An 18,728-nucleotide genomic window follows, 5' to 3' on the forward strand; every position below is an offset into this window, starting at 1 on the left:
CTGATATGGGGCCAACCGGTTAACGGTTAAACGAGGTTTTTATGAACGGTTTACAAGCGTACCAACGTGTTAATACCCAAACCAGCATCACCGATGCAGATCCCCATAAGCTGATTCACCTGCTGTACAACGGTGCCATCGAGCGCATCAATATGGCCAAGGCCCGGATGCAGGCCAACGATTACGCCGGTAAAGGCCAGCTAATCGGCAAAGCCATAGAAATCATAGGTGGGCTAAAAAGCTTCCTGGACTTCGAAAAGGGCGGTGAACTGGCAACTCGTCTTGAAGCGCTGTACGACTACATGGAGCGAACGCTTCTGGAAGCCAGCGCCAAGAACGACATGGCCAAACTGGATGAAGTTATTAGCCTTCTGCGCTCGATCAAAGAAGGCTGGGACGGCATCCGAGAAGAAGCTGTTACCCAGGCCGCGCAGGTTGGCTAAGCTCTAAATTCCGCTTCACCCCTCCCTTTGTGGGAGAGGGTGAGTGCACCTCCCAATAGCCAACTCCCCCGCCATCCCGTACAATATGCCCCTTCTTTTTGTTACATCCATTCTGTTCAGTCTGGAGCACAGACATGTCTGATATTAAAAAGGTGGTTCTGGCCTATTCCGGCGGCCTGGATACTTCCGTTATTGTTCGGTGGTTGCAGGATACTTATAACTGTGAGGTGGTTACCTTTACCGCCGACATCGGCCAAGGCGAGGAAGTAGAGCCGGCGCGTGCGAAGGCGGAAGCCTTGGGCGTGAAGGAAATTTACATCGAGGACCTGCGCGAAGAGTTTGTGCGCGATTACGTGTTCCCGATGTTCCGCGCGAACACCATCTATGAAGGCGAGTACCTGCTGGGTACCTCCATTGCCCGCCCGCTGATCTCTCGTCGTTTGATCGAGATTGCCAACGAAACCGGCGCCGATGCTATTTCTCACGGCGCGACCGGTAAGGGCAACGACCAGGTACGTTTCGAGCTGGGTGCTTATGCACTGAAGCCGGGTGTGAAGGTAATTGCACCGTGGCGCGAGTGGGATCTGAACTCCCGCGAGAAGCTGCTGAAGTATTGTGAAGAGCGCAACATTCCGGTTGAGATGAAGAAGGGCAAGAGCCCGTACTCCATGGATGCCAACCTGCTGCACATCTCTTACGAAGGCATGAATCTGGAAGATCCTTGGGCGGAAGCCGAGGAAGATATGTGGCGCTGGAGTGTGTCTCCGGAAGAGGCTCCGAACGAGCCGACTTACGTTGAGCTGACCTACCGCAAGGGCGACATTGTTGCCATCGATGGTCAGGAGCTGAAGGCTCACGAAGTTCTGGAAAACCTGAACAAGATGGCAGGTGCCAACGGCATTGGTCGTTTGGATATCGTAGAGAACCGCTATGTGGGCATGAAGTCTCGTGGCTGCTACGAAACACCGGGCGGCACCATCATGCTGCGTGCACACCGTGCGATTGAGTCCATCACTCTGGACCGCGAAGTGGCGCACCTGAAAGACAGCATCATGCCGCGCTATGCCGAGGTGATCTATAACGGTTACTGGTGGTCGCCTGAGCGTGAAGCCCTGCAGGCGCTGATCGATCAGACTCAGGAATACGTGAACGGTACCGTTCGCCTGAAGTTGTACAAAGGCAACGTAGACGTTGTGGGCCGTAAGTCTGACGACTCTCTGTTCGACGAAACCATCGCGACCTTCGAAGAAGATCACGGTGCTTACGATCAGAAAGACGCGGAAGGCTTCATCAAGCTGAACGCGCTGCGGTTGCGTATTGCAGCCGGTAAAGGCCGCTCGCTCTGAGAGCAGTCTGATTGAATCAAAAACGCCCGGCACAATGCTGGGCGTTTTTGATTATACTCTACTGAAAACTCTAACAACCAAAGTCTGCGCCATGACCCAGTTGGGAACCGCTTCTGTAGCTGCACTTCGTCAATACGTTCGCTTCGCCGATGCCAGTTCGATGGCCGTGGCGGATTTGTTGCGCCAGTCTGGGCTGTCTGAAGATATTTTAGAGAGTGATGACGGGCGCATCGACGGTGAGCAGTTTCAAACCTTCCTGCGCTTGCTGGCGGAGCGTTCGAATAACCCCGTTCTTGGCTTGGAAACCGGCGATTTCGTGCAGCCGGGTTCTTACAGTGTGCTCGGTTACATCACAATGAGCTGCGCTACTTTAGGTGAGGCGATCACTCGCATCGCGCCCTATGAAAAACTGGTGGGTGATATGGGTACCACTCGCATGCAAATGGCGGGAGATAGGGTAACTTTGGTGTGGCACTGCAATTACACCGACCCGCTGGTTCAGCCTCATGTGGTGGATAACGTGTTTGCTTCTTGGGTGAATTACGCCCGCTGGATGGCGGATACCAGCGAGGCTGCGCCGCTGCTCGTGACGTTGCAGCGGCAATCACCCGGGCCGGCGCTCGAAGGCGAGTACCGAAAGCGTTGGGGCTGCCCGGTGGAATTCGGGGCGGAAGAAAACACGCTGTCGCTGAGTAAAGAGTTGTTGTCTGCGCGGTTGCGCCAGCCAGACCCCTTGCTCCGTAAAACGCTGGAAGCGCATGCGTTATCGCAATTGGCGGAACTGGAAACCGACACCGACCTGACGACGAAGGTAAAGCAGGGAATTCAGCGGCAATTGGCGCGAGGCATCACCCGCCAGGATATGATTGCCGAAGATCTGGGGATGACCAGTCGAACCTTGCAGCGCAAGTTAAGCCAGGAAGGGGCTTCGTATCAGAAGTTGTTGGACGAGGTGCGCCAGCAGATGGCGGAAGATTATTTGCGCGACACGCAGATGAGCATACCGGATATTGCGTTGCGCCTTGGGTATAACGAAACCACGTCGTTTCATCGGAAGTTCAAGGCGGCTGCAGGGAAAACACCGGGGGAATATCGAAAAGGTGTAACCCAATAAAGAAAGCCAGCTCATCGGAGCTGGCTAAAATATTCGGAAAGAACGAAAGTGCCTGAAAAATTCGTTTATCCTGAGGGAGAGCACCCATACGGCGGCGGAGGTACTACACGGCTCCTCCGCCATGGGTGGGTACTACTTGATCCCACAACTTTAGAATAGGGCTTTTCGGACGTTCGGTCTGTTTGTGATGTGTGTCGCAGTGTTACTGAATGTATTTGCTACACACTTTCCCGTAATTCCGGTTTGGTTTCGGTAAAGCGGCGGGTTTCGTAGGCGTCTACCAAGCCTTGTACCGCTGCCCGTTCGACATCTTGAACTGTCGGCGTGCCTTCTTCGGCACTGGCTCGGCAAAGCACCATGCCGGCCTCCACCGAAATATAACCCGCCGAGGTTTTCAGCGCTTTGTGGTTGATGCCGTCGAAAATTCGACGAAAGGCCGTTGTGGTGCAGTGATCGCTGTTCGAGAAGTAAGACACGGTAGCAAACTGGTTGTCACCTACGCGGCACAAGGCGTCGATCGGGCGTATCAAGGTGCTCAATCGGCGGGCGATGCCCAGGCACAGTTCGCTCATGATGCTGGGTGGGTGCTTGCGTTTCAGTTCCTGCCAGTTGCGGATGCCGCACATCACGTAAGCGGTGGAGCCGCCTCGGGATTCCGCATGGCGCAGCGTTTTCTCCAAACACTGGCGAGCGTATTTGGCGTTGCACAGGCCGGTTTCCAGATCAATGATGTTGTTATCTTCCAATTCCTGGTTGTTTTCGACGAGCAAGGCGTTGGCGCGCAGCAGGGTATTCTGGCGGTCGGCCATGCGGTCGGCCGCAAAGATTCGGGGGATAAGCTGCTTGGTCATGTCTGACTTGTAGATGAAGTCGTCCACGCCTCGGTCAAAGGCTTCTGATAGCGCTTCTACGCTTTCTTTGGCGGTTAACAGCATGATGTAGGTGTAGTGGTTGTCGTGCTCATCTTGCTGGCGCACGCGGTCGGCCAGTTCCAGACCGTCCATTTCTGGCATGAGCCAGTCGGCAATGAGCACGCTCACGGCACGTTCTTCCATAAGCTTCAGAGCGGCGGGCGCGTTGTTGGCTACGCGTATGTCGCGGTAACCGGCATTTCGCAAGGTGCGGCCGACCACCATACTGCTGAATTTTGCGTCATCTACTACGAGAATGGGTAGGTCGAGATTGGGCATCGTGTATCTACTTGTTACCAGGCCATTGTCAGATGCGATTAGTCGCCGCTCTTGGTATGCTTTGGCGGTTTCTATCATCCGGAATTTAAAATGTCGCCCTAGTATACCCTCGGCGGCCTTTGGAGAATAACGACTATGCCATCTTTTGATATTGTTTCAGAAATTGAAATGCACGAAGTCACCAACGCGGTGGATCAAGCCAAGCGTGATTTGGGTAACCGTTGGGACTTTAAAAATGTAGAAGCCGGGATTGAGCTGGAAGACAAGCGCCTGACACTGAGCGCCGAGCAGGAGTTTCAGTTGGAGCAGCTGGTGGAAATGATGCGAATGGCGTTCGCCAAGCGCAACATTGATAGCCGTGCGCTGTCGGAAGACGGCGAGAGCAAAGCCGGTAAACTGGTGAAGCAGCACTTCGCGCTGAAGCAGGGCATCGAAACGGATATGGCCAAGAAGATCGTGAAGATGATCAAGGATAAGAAAATGAAGGTGCAGGCCAGCATCCAGGGTGACAAGGTGCGGGTAACCGGCAAGAAGCGTGACGACTTGCAGGAAGCCATTGCCATGCTGCGTGAGGCAGAGCTGGATATTCCACTGCAGTTTAATAACTTCCGCGATTAATGAGTGCAGGGGCCGGGTCTTCGCTACTCGGCCTTTGTTTTGTGACCCAGGAGATTAACTTATCCAACTCGGCTCCCTTCTGATTCTGCTTCGGGAATCTGTCTACACTTATACCCGCTGGCAGTCGATTGTCATGCTGTTTCTCGGGTTTTCCGCCGGGCTGCCTTTCCTGCTGGTGTTTTCTACGTTGAACGCGCGCCTTGCCGATGTGGGAGTGGAAACAGCCACCATCGGTTTCTTCAGTTGGCTGGGCATTACCTATTCCATCAAGGTGATTTGGGCGCCGGTGGTGGATCGTCTGAAATTGCCGCTGTTGGATAAGCTGTTCGGCAAACGGCGAAGTTGGATTTTATTGGCGCAGGCGGGTATTGCGCTGGGTTTGTTCCTGATGGCTACCGTAGACCCCGTCAAGGCGCCGGAGCTAATGGCGCTTTGCGGTTTGTTGGTGGCATTTTCCTCCGCTACCCAAGACGTGGCGATTGATGCCTACCGCATTGAGATTGCGGAAGAACGGTTGCAAGCGGCGCTAGCTGGGACCTATATATTCGGTTATCGGCTGGCGCTGCTGGTCGCTGGTGCCGGGGCTCTGTATCTGGCGGCGTTCTGGTCTTGGGAAGTGTCGTATCTGGTAATGGCAGCGCTGGTGGGTGTGGGTGCGTTAACGGTGCTGTTAGCGCGAGAGCCTGAAATAAACCACTACGCTGCGGCACAGGATATTGCCCACAAAATTGAAGAAGAAGCGAGTAAACGGACCCATTTGCCACCGCGGGTGGCTCGTTTCGTCGGTTGGTTTTATGCCGCCATTGCCGGGCCTTTTGTGGATTTCTTTCGCCGCTATAAGGAACTGGCGATTGCCATTTTGGTGTTGGTGGCGGTTTACAGGATATCCGACATTGCCATGGGCGTAATGGCCAATCCGTTCTATCTGAATTTTATGGGCTTCAGTAAAACCGAAGTGGCCGATGTAACCAAAGTATTTGGTTTTTTGATGACGATTGTCGGTTCACTGGTGGGTGGCGTGCTGGTGATGCGCTACGGCGTTCGGCGGATATTGCTGGCGGGTGCGGTGCTGACAGCGGCGACCAACTTGCTGTTCGTCTGGCTGGCGCAAAACCCGCCGGATTTGACGACCTTGGCGGTGGTGGTCAGTGCCGATAACCTAAGTGGCGGCATCGCTAATGTGGCGTTGATCGCCTGGCTTTCCAGCATGACCAGTGCTTCGTTCACGGCGACTCAATACGCGCTGTTCAGCTCGCTGATGACCTTGCCGGGCAAGTTCCTTGGCGGCTTCTCCGGCATCGTAGTGGCCAACTTCGGCTACGCCGAGTTCTTCGCCGTGGCCGCAGCCATGGGGGTTCCGGCGATCCTTCTGGTGCTCTACCTCTTCAAATATGCCGCCCGCCTGGATGCTTTAGCCCCCGCCAAATCGTAAGCCGGGGTCAGGATGAGCAGCTGATGTTCATGTGCTTGCCCCAATCCGGGGGTGCGGCGGCAAAGCGTTCGTAACTGAGATGTTCGTCGAACGGCTTTTCCAACACGTTCAACAGTTCTTTCAGGGGTGCGTAGTCGCCGTTTTGGGCTTCCAGTATCACTTGCTGGGCCAGGTAGTTGCGCAGGATGTACTTCGGGTTTACGTGGCGCATGGCGTATTCCCGCTCATCGTGGGCGCGGGTTTCTTTTTGTAGGCGCGCTTGGTAGCGCTCCAGCCATTCGTCTGCGATGCTGCGGTCTACAAATAGGTCCCGAACTGGCCCATGGCCGTGACGATTCAGGTTAGACAGGCCGCGGAAAAAGTGGGTGTAGTCCACTTTGTGTTCGTGCAGCATGCTGAAGGTTTCCATGATCAGACTTAGATCGCCTTCATCGGTTTCTTCCAACCCGAGTTTGCCGCACATGGTGTGTTTGAAACGTTCGTTGTAGGCGCTTTCGTAATGGCTTAGGCATTGGCGAATGGTGCCTTCGTCCATGATCGGTAAGAGTGCGCTGGCCAGGTACTGACAGTTGGTGAAGCCCATTTGTGGCTGGCGGTTGTAGGCGTATCGGCCGCCCTGGTCGGTGTGGTTGCAAATATAGCCAGCGTCGAAATCGTCCAGGAAGGCGTAGGGGCCGTAATCGAAGGTGTCACCGATGATCGACATGTTGTCACTGTTCATCACGCCGTGACAGAAACCGACGGCTTGCCAATCGGCGATGAGCCGAGCCGTGCTTTCGACCACTTCTTCCAGCCATCGGGCGTGACGTTGCTCTTCGGGGAGGTTGATCAGGTGCGGGAAGTGCAGGCTGATGACGTGCTCCAACAGCGTTTTCACCGCTTCCGGGCCTTCGTGATGTGCGGCGAATTCGAAGTGGCCGAAGCGAATGTGGCTTTGGGCCACGCGCATTAGGCTGGCGGCGGTTTCTATGGATTCTCTGCGCACAGGGTCTTTTGCACTCACCATAAACAGCGCGCGGGTGGTGGGAATGCCCAGTCCGTGCATGGCTTCCGAGCACAGGTATTCCCGAATGGTGGAGCGCAATACCGCACGGCCATCTCCAAAGCGGGAGTAGGGGGTGTTGCCCGCGCCTTTCAAGTGCCAGTCCCAGCGTGTGCCATCGGGCGCAACGGTTTCCCAGAGCAGCAAACCACGCCCGTCGCCCAGTTCGGGGTTGTAGACGCCGAACTGGTGGCCGGTGTACTTCATGGCAACAGGGTCCATACCTTCCAGTAACTCTGCTCCCGCGCCGATTCCGGCCCAGTCGTGCTCATTCTGCACATGAAAGCCCAGCCGTGCGGCAAGCTTGTGGTTGAAGCACACCACTTCGGGTTTTGATAAAGGCGTGGGCTGCACCCTGCTGTAAAAGCTGTTTGGCAGATCGAGGTAGCGGTGTTCCACTTGGAAGGCGTTGTTGCTCATACATTGGCCCGGTTTTTGAATCGATAAACTTTAAGCGGCCCAGCTCCGGCTACACAGTTATAGATGAAGTGCCACCGGGCTAAGACTCAACAACAGAGTGCAGAGTGGGGGTGTCGAATGCAACCGCGACTGGTTGTTTTTACGGATTTGGATGGCACTTTGCTGGATCACCATAGTTACAGCTGGCGTGCGGCCTTACCTGCGCTGGAGCGTCTGGCAGCGAACGGGATTCCTCTGGTGCTGAATTCCAGTAAAACCTCAGTGGAGATGCGCGTACTGCAGTGTGCCATGAGGGTCAGGGCTCCATATATTGCAGAGAACGGAGCGGTGGTGGTGATTCCCGCGGGGTGCCTGGAAAGCCGCGAAGAGGAGATCGTGCATTTCGGAGTACCCCATCACGAGTTAATGTGCACGCTTTTGGTGCAGAGGAATGCGGGTGCACGGTTCAGGGGCTTTTCTGACTTGTCTGTTCATGAGGTAGCAAAGCTTTCGGGACTCAAAGAAGACGAGGCGGAGCGAGCCAAACAGCGCCTGGGCACTGAACCGCTGCTATGGGATGGAACCGATGCCGAGTTGGCGCAATTCCGCGCGGCGCTTGAGCTTGAGGGCTTGCGACTGGTGCAGGGCGGGCGCTTTTGGCATGCCATGGGCACCTTTGATAAGGCAAAGGGGGCCCGGTTCTTGCTGAAGCGTTATCAGGAGTGCTTCGGTAACGAAACGGTGATCAGCATTGCTCTGGGCGACAGCCCGAATGATCAGAGGATGCTGGAAGAAGCCGATATTCCGGTGGTGATTCGAGGGGTGAACAGTGACCAACTGCAGTTTTCGCCCGCCCGGCACGCCATGCGCTCTCTGAACCCCGGCCCTGAGGGTTGGAACGCCTGCGTACTTAACTTGCTACTCGAGTACGGTTATCAGTAAAGGAGAGCCGCCATGGGCGACTTTTACCAGAACGGTATAGTGACCACCCTGCACAACCTCGTTCGCCGGCCGGTGGAAGACATCGAGGCAGACCTGATGCGCTTTCGCGAAACCCGGCCCATGTCGCTGGTGCTGCCGTCTCTGTATTCGGAACTTGAAGGGCCGGCTCTGAAGAATATTGTGCAGGAACTCTGCAAAGTCCCCTATCTGGATGAGGTGGTGATTGGTCTGGACCGGGCCAACGAGGAGCAATATCGGCACGCTCTGGAGTATTTTTCAGAACTGCCGCAGCCGTTCAAAGTGCTGTGGAATGATGGCCCGAGACTGCAGGCACTGGATTTGAAACTGCGGGAGCAAAATCTGGCGCCGACCGAGATGGGCAAGGGGCGGAACGTTTGGTACTGCTTTGGCTATGTGCTGGCGTCCGGCGTGGGTGAATCGGTGGCGCTGCACGACTGCGACGTTCTGACCTACTCCCGAGACTTGCTGGCACGGCTGATTTACCCGGTTGCTAATCCCGGCTTCAATTATATGTTCTGCAAGGGCTACTACGCCCGAGTGGCGGACAGCAAAATGAATGGTCGGGTGAGTCGGTTGCTGGTAACGCCGTTGATTCGCGCGCTGAAAAAAGTCTGCGGGCACAGTGATTTTCTTGATTATCTGGACAGCTATCGCTATCCGCTGGCCGGTGAGTTTTCCTTTCGGACGGATGTCATTAACGATCTGCGCATCCCCAGTGATTGGGGGCTGGAAATCGGTGTGTTATCTGAAATGAAGCGAAACTACGCCACCAACCGTTTGTGCCAGGTGGATATCGCAGATGTCTATGATCACAAACACCAGGAACTGTCGCCGGAAGATGCCAGCCGCGGATTGTCGAAGATGAGCATGGACATCTCCAAAGCCCTGTTCCGAAAGTTGGCCACCAACGGTGAGATATTTTCGAGCGAGAAGTTCCGTACCATCAAAGCCAGTTATTTCCGCATTGCCCTAGATTTCGTTGAAACTTATCAGAACGATGCAGTGATTAACGGCTTGAGTTTTGATCGCCATAAGGAAGAAAAGGCCGTAGAGCTGTTTGCTCAGAATGTTATGCACGCCGGTGCCCATTTTCTGGACCACCCTATGGATACGCCGTTCATCCCGAGTTGGAACCGGGTCACCAGTGCGATACCGGACATTCGGGAGCAGCTGCTGGAAGCGGTAGAGCTGGACAATCAGGAGTTCCGACCGTGACACAAACGCTTGAAAGCCGTTTGGTGGCCATGCTGGAGGTCGTCTATCCAAGTTTGGATTGCGAGTTTCTGGCGGATCAGCTGCTAGCGGCAATGGGCCTGCAGCCGGATGTTGAAGCACTGTCTCCGGAGCAACAGCGTTGGAGTGAATCCGATGTGGCGTTGATCACTTATGCTGATACCGTTCAATGCCCAGATGAGAAACCCTTGGAAACTCTGAAACGGTTTTTGGATGGCTACCTGAAGGATGTGGTAACGGCAGTGCACATTCTGCCCTTTTTCCCCTACAGTTCGGATGATGGTTTTGCGGTGATGGATTACCAGGCCGTGAATGAATCCCATGGTTGTTGGGGGGACGTGGAAGCGATTGCCGGGGATTACAAGCTTATGGCGGATCTGGTGATTAATCACATGTCTGTTCGAAGTCGGTGGTTTGAGAACTTTCGCAAGCGTGTGGGGCCAGGTAAGGATTACTTTGTTGAAGGGAATCCGAAAGACGATCTGAGTCAGGTGGTCCGGCCTCGGACCTCGCCCTTGCTGAATCCGGTTCAGACCGACGATGGGGTACGTTATGTATGGTGTACCTTCAGTGAAGACCAGGCAGACCTTAACTTTGCCAACCCGGAGGTGTTGATCGAGTTTGCTGGCATTATCCGCAACTACCTTGAGCGGGGGGTGATAATTTTTCGGCTGGATGCCGTAGCGTTTTTATGGAAAGAGCCGGGCACACCGTGTATTCATCTGCAGCAGACTCATGAGCTGATCAAGATTCTTCGGTTATTGATCGAGCATCACACAACGGATGCCGTTGTGATCACCGAAACGAACGTGCCGAATCGGGAGAACCTGACCTACTTCGGCAACGCTAACGAAGCTCACGCCATTTATAATTTTTCGTTGCCACCGCTGTTGATCAACACGTTAGTGACCGGTAACTGCCGGCATCTAAAAACCTGGTTGATGAGCATGCCGCCAGCACAGTTGGGCACCACTTATCTGAATTTTATTGCTTCCCACGATGGTATTGGGCTGCGCCCGACCGATGGGCTTTTGGAGGAAGAAGAAAAACAGCGCCTGATCAATACTCTGGAATCGTTCGGGGGCCGAGTCTCTTACCGGCGCACCGCCGACGGCCGTAACCAGCCGTATGAATTAAATATTGCCTTGTGGGATGCCCTGAAAGGGACGGCCGAGGGCGGCGCAGACCACCGGCAGCTCCAGCGTTTTCTGTGTGCTCACACGGTTATGCTGGCACTGGAAGGTATTCCTGCTTTTTACATTCACAGTGTGCTGGCCACCGGTAACGATTATGAGCGAGTAGAGCATACCGGCCGGCTGCGTTCCATTAACCGGGGACAATGCCAGCTGGACGAGCTCGAGGCGATTCTCGCCGACCCCCTCAGCCATGAAAGCAAGGTTTACCGAGAACTTAGGCGTCTGATCGATATTCGCCGAGCGCAACCAGCGTTCCACCCCAATGCCACTCAGTTTACCCTCCATTTAGGTTTGAAGTTGTTTGGTTTTTGGCGACAGAGTCAGTATCGGGAGCAGTCTATCTTCTGTATCCACAATATCAGTGCCGATGTGCAACAGGTTTCCCTTAGCGAAATTAATTTGATTGGCACTGATCACTGGACCGACTTGCTGTCGGGGCAGCCCATTGATGACTTGAGTGGCGCGATCACGCTTAAACCCTATGAATGTGTTTGGTTGTCGAATTGTTAGCGTGTTGAACCGGTGTGAACCATCGCACGCGGGGCGGCCCTGGTAGTTTGTAATCCCGACACTGGTCGTTATAATCGGCGCAGACTCAGGAGGAGTCGGTTTTCACTTTTAAACTTCAGGGATCGAAGTTATGCCCCAAGCAAGCGGATTGCAGTTCACCGCCCGTGTTGGCGAATTCCCCTCAGACCACTTCGTGGTCGCCAGCTTTGTGCTCACCGAAGGTTTATCTACGCTCTCCCATGGCCGCTTGAAACTGGCCAGCACCGACCCCGATGTGCAAGCAGCGGATGTGCTGGAGCAGCCGGTTGATCTGGTGGTGTGGCAAGACGGCCAGCCCCTGCGCCGATTCACCGGCGTGGTGAACGAATTCGTACGAGGCAACACTGGCCACCGCCGCACCCATTACGAAGTCGTGATCCAACCTCCGGTCTGGCGATTGAGCTTGATGCACAACAGCCGTATTTTCCAGGCCCAGACCACTGATGCCATTGTGCGCACGCTGCTGGAAGAGTGGGGCATTGTGGATACGCTGTTCGATCTGAAACGCGCCCCGGAAGAGCGGGAATACTGCGTCCAGCACCGTGAAAGCGACCTGAAATTCGTAGAACGACTGGCTGCTGAAGAAGGCTGGCACTACCGCTACCAACACGGCAGTGTGGACGGCGAAGAACAACCGGCGCTAGTCATCGCCGACCATCACGGTGATGCGCCCAAATTAGACCCGGTAGAATGCAACACCAAAGCCGGCGGCAGCACCCAGCGCGCCTGCGTATTCAGCTTCGCTTACGAAGAGCGGGTGCGAGCTTCATCGGTGGCGATGAAAGATTACACTTTCAAGAATCCTGCCTATGCCCTACTGCACGAGCAGAGCACCGAAGCGAATCATCGCGACGACTACCAACACTACGATTACCCCGGTCGCTACAAAGCCGACGCCGGCGGCCAGCCGTTTTCCCAAACCCGGTTAGACGCATTGAGAAACGATGCTTCCGTTGCCAAGGGCAAAAGTAATCGTCCGGATTTTTCAGCCGGAGCCAAAGTGGAACTGCAAGACCACGACAGCCAAAGTCTGAACCGCGAATGGTTGCTCACCGCCATCACCCACACCGGTAAACAACCGCAAGCGCTGGAAGAAGAGGGCGGTAGCGAACCCACCAGCTATGCCAACGAATTCACCGCCATTCCCGCCGATAAAACTTGGCGCGCCCTCTGTGAGCACAAACCCATGATGGACGGCCCCCAGATAGCCATCGTGACCGGCCCTGAAGGCGAAGAGATTCATTGCGACCAATACGGCCGCGTAAAAGCGCGATTCCCGTGGGACCGCTATTCAAAGAATGACGAACACAGCAGTGCCTGGTTGCGAGTGTCCCAAGGCTGGGCTGGCGGCCAGTATGGTTTTATGGCTCTGCCAAGAATTGGCAACGAAGTGATTGTCAGCTTTCTCGATGGCGACCCGGACCAGCCGATCATCACCGGCCGCACTTACCACGCTACGAATACGCCACCCTACGCGCTGCCGGAATACAAAACCCGCACCACCCTGAAAACCAAAACCCACAAGGGTGAAGGCAGCAACGAACTGCGGTTTGAGGATGAAGCCGGCGAAGAACAGATCTACGTTCATGCCCAGAAAGATCTGGACCTGCTTACGGAAAACAACCGTATCGAAGTGATCAAAAACGACAGCCACCTAACGGTGGAGACTAACCAGTTCAACCACGTAAAAGCGGGTGACAACTGCACTACCGATGGCGAAAGCCGGCTGTCCGTTGGCGCTGATTGTAGCCAGAGCGTTGGCGGTACTTTTCATCAGAAGACTGCTCGAACCATGGCCGCAGAAGCCGGCACCGAAGTGCACCACAAAGCCGGTGCCAAAGTGGTGCTGGATGCAGGCGCTGAACTCACAATTTCCGGTGGCGGGAGTTTTATCAAACTGGACCCCAGTGGGGTTACGTTGAGCGGGCCGGGGATAAAGATTAATTCGGGTGGGGCGCCGGGGAGTGGGAGCGGGCAAAGCGTAGCGGCTCCGGAACTGCCCCAGTTGCTTGGGAAAGGTGGAGCAGCAATGCCGCAGCCACCTACATTGGCAAATGTGGCGCAGCGTAAATCAGCCGTTCCTGACCAGATGGATGCTGAGCCGTTACCGGGAGCTGACCGAAAGCTGATTATTGATGTGATTGGAGGGAATCTCGAGCGGGATTCAGTTGAGGCTGTTGTTGGAACCGAAAGGGAGGAAAGCGCATGACCGACACAGTGGAATTTGTGGATGAGTCCCGGGATCGCTCGGTTTTGAGAAAGGCGGAATATGACGACACTGATCCGAAGGATTTGGTGTTGACGGTCCCCAAGCGAGATGGCGGCAAGATTGCCATTCCTCTTCTGGAAAATGCACATTCCAATATTGAGCGCGAGGATTATCAGGAAAATACCCTGCTCAGGGTGAAACCATTGGCAGAAATAGCCAGTAATCTGCCGGTCAACAGTGGCGGTGTTACCGTCTATCAGGGCAAAGGTGTGGCATTGCTTCGTCCCGGGTATTTGTACATTTTTCGCAAAGGCCGACTGTGGCGTGAGCTAGAGATCGACGAGCAATCTCGCTTTAGTGACGTGGATCTTGAGGCAGTCCGCGCTGAAGTGCTGGACCCGCGCTCTGGACTTCGGGTTATCAGACCATCCAGCGGCGACTGGCTCGACGATCTATTGATACCGGTTTTCCTCCAGGGGCAGGCAGTCATGCACGACTTCCGCATGGCGTACAGCGAAGTACAGTGGGATTGGTCCTATATCGAGCAGCTTGAACAGAACGAGCCCGCCCGCAACGCTAGAACAACGGGTATAGGTCCTGCCTGGGCGACCGCTGGTGTGGAGGGTTTGAGCTTTAGTGGTGGCTTTTTTGCCTCACGGGTCGAGGATGTGGAAGAGCTCTGCGAAAGGGATCTGGGCATCGAGTTGATGCTGGAGAACCCTAGTGACTTCGCAATGGGGTTTGAGAGGCCAGGTGAGGATGAGCTATGCGTCAAGCTCAGCCGTTTGCTCGAGACTCCCTTTGATGTGAGTTGTGAGCTAGGTGAGGATCAGCTCAAAGATCTGCGGCAGAAGAAGGGGGTGGCATGCCTGGCGCTGCCAGACCCTTTGTTCAAGGTCCGGCATTCCATGTCGCAGCTTCATCTTGCCCTGCATTATCTGGATGCCGTGGATGCCTCCATTCGGGACAATCCGATGGCGCACTCTGCAATGCTCATCCGCCAGGCGATTTTCGACCCTCGACCGAATGGTCAAAACCCCTTCGCCCAATATGCATCGGCCGTTGATCGCTCCAAACTGGATCAGACCCTTAAAACTGATGAAAAGCAGCATGCCATTGCTGTGATTGACCGGCACCTCGACACGCTCCGCCGACTGCTTAGCAGCGGCGATTATGATGCAGTGCTCGAGGATTACCGGACCTGTCAGGATGTGGCAATTTGCGAGGGATACTTGCTGGTTGCGGATAATCTTAACCTGCTTCAGCAAATTTCAGGCGTGCTCCAGGCCCAGGGCCTTGTCGGTAGGGACTGGGTTCTGCAGGAGCTCCGCCGCTGGGTTCTTGAGGGCGCATTTTTGAGTAAGTGGGCTCCTGAAACCGCAGAACATGGTGCCGAGCCTTTGATGCAAAGCCTTGAAAAGCTGGTTCAGGACACTGCAGACATCGACGAAGAACGGTTGAATCGGCTGAATGTGCAGTCTCTGGTTTACTTGGAGAAGCAGTTAAACGAGCAGAACAGTGAGACCGAGTCCGGGATCAGAGGCGTCGCTAACGCGGGTAAAGTTAGCGGTATGATCGCAGGCTCACTCAACGAGTGGAGCTCGGCACTGCTTGCCGTTGGCAAGCGCTTGATGGAAGGTGGGCACATTCAGGAGGTTGAACTCCCAAGAATCATGCAGGGAGCCCACTCAAACTTCGCACTCGGGGATCCTAGCCTGAGACGCATCGATGTAATGACGCGGGAGGGCGCGACTCTTTCCGGCTCGATCATCGGTGTTAACGGCAACGGAATGAAACGCGGCCTGACCGACTTTGATCGAACCGAGGGTGTTCTCACAAGAGCCAAGGATTACCTGTACGCCGACTTGATGGATGATTCTGGCCGGATGGTAGCGACCACAAGCCCCGTGCGGATGTCTGACGAGATCGAGGAGGTGATCCAAAGGGTCGCTGGCACCAGCTCGGTATTCGTCGCTCTAGATGATCATCCAGAGGCTCGAAAGTTGAGCTTGTTGAAGGTTGATCTTGCGAAGCACGCAAATGAAGTGGTTGACGGGCCTGCAGTGTCTAGGGGGCTAGTGGCACTGGCAGCGTTTAATATCTTTATCGAGTTGAACAACTTGATGAAGACTTCTCGGCAAGGTGATAGCGCGATTAATCTGAACAGAGGCAAATTAGCCGGGGCGACAGCCGATTTGATTGCTGCATCTCTTAAGCTGAGCGAGGTGTTGGGGAGAGCAGAGTCTGGCGCTCAAGGTAACAATACTAGAATTTACAAAGTGTCGACGCGCCCAGTGTTTGATATGAAAAACTGGGTCCTGATCGGTGAACGGTTAAAAGCAGTAGGGTCAGCAACTTTGGTTAAGGTTGCAGGATTGGCAACGTTCGTCGCTGGAGCTGTTGGCGCTGGGTTGAGTTATTGGGAGATGCGTATCAGCCTGGCGAACAAGGATTTTGACGCGGCGATTGGGCACGCAGTGGCAATGACCGGTAGTTTAATTGTGCTCGCTTCTCCCCTTATGCATACGCTCTTGGCGATCCCGGGTTGGGGATGGGCAATTTTTGGTTTGGCGTTGGCCGTTGGCGGTGGGCTTTATGCGGCATCCGTTACCGACGATACTTTCGAACAACTGATCAAGCGCGGTCCTTGGGGAACTTTCTCCGACAGTTCTCTGCTGGGAATGAATGACAAGGCATACTACAGCCAACTGCTCACAATGCTCTCTCCCGTGCAAGTCACCGTTCAGCGATATGTCGACATAGAACCCGACCCCGCGTTAGTACACCCCGATTTTCCTCCCGCACCGGATGACTACGTGATCACAGTTCAACTAATGTTGGTAAGTCGCATTAAATTGCACCATGAGTGCGAGAGAGATCTTCCAGCAAGTCCGTTTAGATTGGTGGTCCAGGAGGTGGCATATCAAACGACGACCACCAACGTTCCCTCGAAAGGCGTAATGGGGGAAAGCACTAGCACACAGATGTACAAAGCGACACCACTCACTAAGGTCACCGCTAGGCAGTCTCTACCTCAGCAATCCGGAGTTCGCTTTTTGGTTAAGCGGGAGATTGACGAGCATGTATATGAGACCCCTCATTACCGGGAATCTTTGACTAAACAAATTCGAGTTGGGTTGCAGGCTACCATTGGCTCAGATCTAGGACCGTTGGTGTTTCCCACTCCCGTATTTGAGGACTATGAACCTTTTGATTTGTCTAAACACGACAATCCTCCGCCAAAGGAAAGAAACTTCTTTAACCCCTTTGCACAGCCGGAATCACCATACTGGTTCTTCATTGAGGTCGGCGTATGAATGAAAAGCAGTATGGACCCGATGTTACAGACACTGCATTTCGGGCAACTGACATTGGGCCCTTGCCAAAATCACCCAAAGAGCGAGCAAGGGTTGGAGAGGAACTCCAGCCTGTTGGTAACTATGCAGGCACGATCCCCTACCTCGGGACGATTCACGACGTTGAAGCCCTTCAGGGTCATGAAGGGTCCGACCCCGAATTTACATCCAAGGATTGGTGGTGGGATCACCAAAAAATCAGGTTTCTGAACGACAAATTGGGTTTTAAATTTCTGATACTGGTTTTACCAATGACTTGGGTGATTACATTATGGATTGGGGGGCCAGCATTAATGATCTGGGCCTTGGGGGAGATGCAGTTTGTTGCTGAACTTCCGGCCCTCGTGGTCGGAGTGTTTATCATTTTCTTTATATTGGCATGGTTTGCTTTCGCAGTCTGGGCGACACCCATCACAACAAACTGGCTAATGAGTACCGGCATGGGCTTTGTTCTTAATCCCTTCGAGAAAGCCATCAACAAAAGGCTGGACAAGACCCTTGAAGACGGCTGCAGCGAATTTAACCGAATCACTGGCCAAGTGCGCTTAGCCATGGGGGGAGGGCGCTTTTTCCAGGCGCCATTCGTGGAGTTTGATGCCTATGTTGACCGTGTTATCCAGCAAAGCGGTGTCTTCTACCGACTGATTCTGGTGCATCGCTACACCCAGAAGTCCTTTCATAAGATGGCGTTCAGCGCCATCGAGTCCAGCAAATCAGAGGTGCTGGCCACCTGGGACATGCTGCAGACCTACATGGATGTGACGCAACCCTTGCCCGACACCCCTCGCCTGGAGCCTTTTAGGCACTTGGACCCAGTAACCGTAGAGTTCGACAAGAAAACCGAGCGCAATCCCAGGTACTGGCGTGATCTCGATCTGGAAGCCTGGAAGAACGGTGAGGGCTGGAATGAGGTCCATCGGCGGCAGGAGAATTATCCTTGGGGCGAGAGAACCTGCAAGCTCACTCCGAAACTGGGAAAAATATCGATGGAAGAATATCGTAAGCAACGGCCTGAGAGTGCTTGGCCAATTTAACGTTACAAGGAGAGTAAACAATGGACTATCAAATCAAAGAACTTATAAAGCAGGGCTTAAGCCGAAACGAAATCTTCGAGCAGCTCAAAAAGCAGTCGGGCAATCAAATGCGTTTGGCCAATAAGATCGCAACTTTCGAGCATGGCTCACCGGCTATACAAACCATCCTGCTCAATCGGATCCTGCTGACGCTCTGCCTGCTTCAGGCGTTTTTTGGGGTTTGGGTGATATACTCCAACGTGGTCCCGATGGATGAGGAGTTCGGCTGGCAAGGCATCGTTGCAACATTCATTTTGACGATTTTCTATTTTGTCGGCCTGTTCAGGAAGTCTTTCACCGGATATGCATCATATATTCTGCTCTGTATTACCGTTGCTGCCGGCTATGTCTATTTCTTCAACCATTTCCCGGTCGTCTCGATCTTGGGCGTTTTGCTGGCCGTTGCCGGGGGCGCTCTCTCGTATACGATCAAGGTTCGACTTTTTCCTCACATGGGTTTTATGGATGTGAGGAAAGATGAAAACGGAATGTATATTTTTGAATAACCGCCTGCAGACCACCTTTGAAACTATGCGGGCGAAGCCGGTCGGCTTCGCCCGCGGAT

At 54.3% G+C, this 18,728-nt stretch carries 14 protein-coding genes; 12 read left to right on the forward strand and 2 right to left on the reverse strand.

All coding sequences use genetic code 11. From position 1 onward, the window contains the following. Positions 1 to 41 precede the first annotated feature (41 nt). The 3 genes from fliS to K5L82_RS03510 all read left to right on the forward strand — a co-directional run bounded on the left by fliS (position 42) and on the right by K5L82_RS03510 (position 2,903). On the forward strand, positions 42 to 443 hold the full coding sequence (gene fliS / locus K5L82_RS03500; protein ID WP_223133184.1) for a flagellar export chaperone FliS: 402 nt from the start codon (positions 42 to 44) through the stop codon (positions 441 to 443). A 134-nt stretch (positions 444 to 577) separates the two neighbouring features. Beyond that, positions 578 to 1,789, forward strand: coding sequence for an argininosuccinate synthase (locus tag K5L82_RS03505; protein WP_133005010.1), 1,212 nt, complete (start codon positions 578 to 580; stop codon positions 1,787 to 1,789). Positions 1,790 to 1,880: 91 nt separating this feature from the next. Further along, complete coding sequence (locus tag K5L82_RS03510; RefSeq protein ID WP_223133185.1) at positions 1,881 to 2,903, forward strand: AraC family transcriptional regulator; 1,023 nt, start codon at positions 1,881 to 1,883, stop codon at positions 2,901 to 2,903. 218 nt (positions 2,904 to 3,121) lie between these two features. Here K5L82_RS03510 and K5L82_RS03515 read toward each other — a convergent pair whose 3' ends face one another. After that, the gene (locus K5L82_RS03515; RefSeq protein WP_223133186.1) at positions 3,122 to 4,093 is read right to left on the reverse strand and encodes a response regulator; all 972 of its coding nucleotides are present in this window, start codon (positions 4,091 to 4,093) and stop codon (positions 3,122 to 3,124) included. Between the two features lie 135 nt (positions 4,094 to 4,228). Here K5L82_RS03515 and K5L82_RS03520 point away from each other — a divergent pair, with 135 nt between their 5' ends. Both K5L82_RS03520 and K5L82_RS03525 read left to right on the forward strand, forming a co-directional pair. Beyond that, positions 4,229 to 4,711, forward strand: coding sequence for a YajQ family cyclic di-GMP-binding protein (locus tag K5L82_RS03520; protein ID WP_114334024.1), 483 nt, complete (start codon positions 4,229 to 4,231; stop codon positions 4,709 to 4,711). 85 nt (positions 4,712 to 4,796) lie between these two features. Continuing rightward, complete coding sequence (locus tag K5L82_RS03525; protein ID WP_410505848.1) at positions 4,797 to 6,143, forward strand: AmpG family muropeptide MFS transporter; 1,347 nt, start codon at positions 4,797 to 4,799, stop codon at positions 6,141 to 6,143. 7 nt (positions 6,144 to 6,150) lie between these two features. On the opposite strand, the gene K5L82_RS03530 is transcribed toward K5L82_RS03525, so the two are convergent. Further along, the gene (locus K5L82_RS03530; protein ID WP_223133188.1) at positions 6,151 to 7,605 is read right to left on the reverse strand and encodes a protein adenylyltransferase SelO; all 1,455 of its coding nucleotides are present in this window, start codon (positions 7,603 to 7,605) and stop codon (positions 6,151 to 6,153) included. A gap of 117 nt (positions 7,606 to 7,722) precedes the next feature. Between K5L82_RS03530 and K5L82_RS03535 the strand changes: the two genes are divergently transcribed. The 7 genes from K5L82_RS03535 to K5L82_RS03565 all read left to right on the forward strand — a co-directional run bounded on the left by K5L82_RS03535 (position 7,723) and on the right by K5L82_RS03565 (position 18,669). Next, positions 7,723 to 8,526 (forward strand): HAD-IIB family hydrolase, encoded by an 804-nt coding sequence (locus K5L82_RS03535; RefSeq protein WP_223133189.1) that lies wholly within the window; start codon positions 7,723 to 7,725, stop codon positions 8,524 to 8,526. A 12-nt stretch (positions 8,527 to 8,538) separates the two neighbouring features. After that, the gene (locus K5L82_RS03540; RefSeq protein ID WP_223133190.1) at positions 8,539 to 9,762 is read left to right on the forward strand and encodes a glycosyl transferase; all 1,224 of its coding nucleotides are present in this window, start codon (positions 8,539 to 8,541) and stop codon (positions 9,760 to 9,762) included. Further along, entirely contained in the window at positions 9,759 to 11,486 is a 1,728-nt protein-coding gene (locus K5L82_RS03545) for an alpha-amylase family glycosyl hydrolase (RefSeq protein ID WP_223133191.1), read from the forward strand. Before K5L82_RS03540 ends, K5L82_RS03545 begins: the two co-directional genes overlap by 4 nt. 130 nt (positions 11,487 to 11,616) lie before the next feature. Next, entirely contained in the window at positions 11,617 to 13,734 is a 2,118-nt protein-coding gene (locus K5L82_RS03550; protein ID WP_223133192.1) for a type VI secretion system Vgr family protein, read from the forward strand. Then, positions 13,731 to 17,051 carry a toxin VasX gene (locus tag K5L82_RS03555; RefSeq protein ID WP_223133193.1) on the forward strand — a complete coding sequence of 1,107 codons (3,321 nt, stop codon included), beginning with the start codon at positions 13,731 to 13,733 and terminating at the stop codon, positions 17,049 to 17,051. The genes K5L82_RS03550 and K5L82_RS03555 overlap by 4 nt, the downstream gene beginning before the upstream one ends. Then, positions 17,048 to 18,124: a hypothetical protein gene (locus K5L82_RS03560; protein ID WP_223133194.1), complete on the forward strand. Its 1,077-nt coding sequence runs from the start codon at positions 17,048 to 17,050 to the stop codon at positions 18,122 to 18,124. Before K5L82_RS03555 ends, K5L82_RS03560 begins: the two co-directional genes overlap by 4 nt. A 20-nt stretch (positions 18,125 to 18,144) precedes the next feature. Further along, complete coding sequence (locus K5L82_RS03565; RefSeq protein WP_223133195.1) at positions 18,145 to 18,669, forward strand: hypothetical protein; 525 nt, start codon at positions 18,145 to 18,147, stop codon at positions 18,667 to 18,669. Positions 18,670 to 18,728 lie beyond the last annotated feature (59 nt).

This window comes from Marinobacter sp. AL4B, assembly GCF_019916045.1.
Taxonomy (GTDB): Bacteria; Pseudomonadota; Gammaproteobacteria; order Pseudomonadales; family Oleiphilaceae; genus Marinobacter.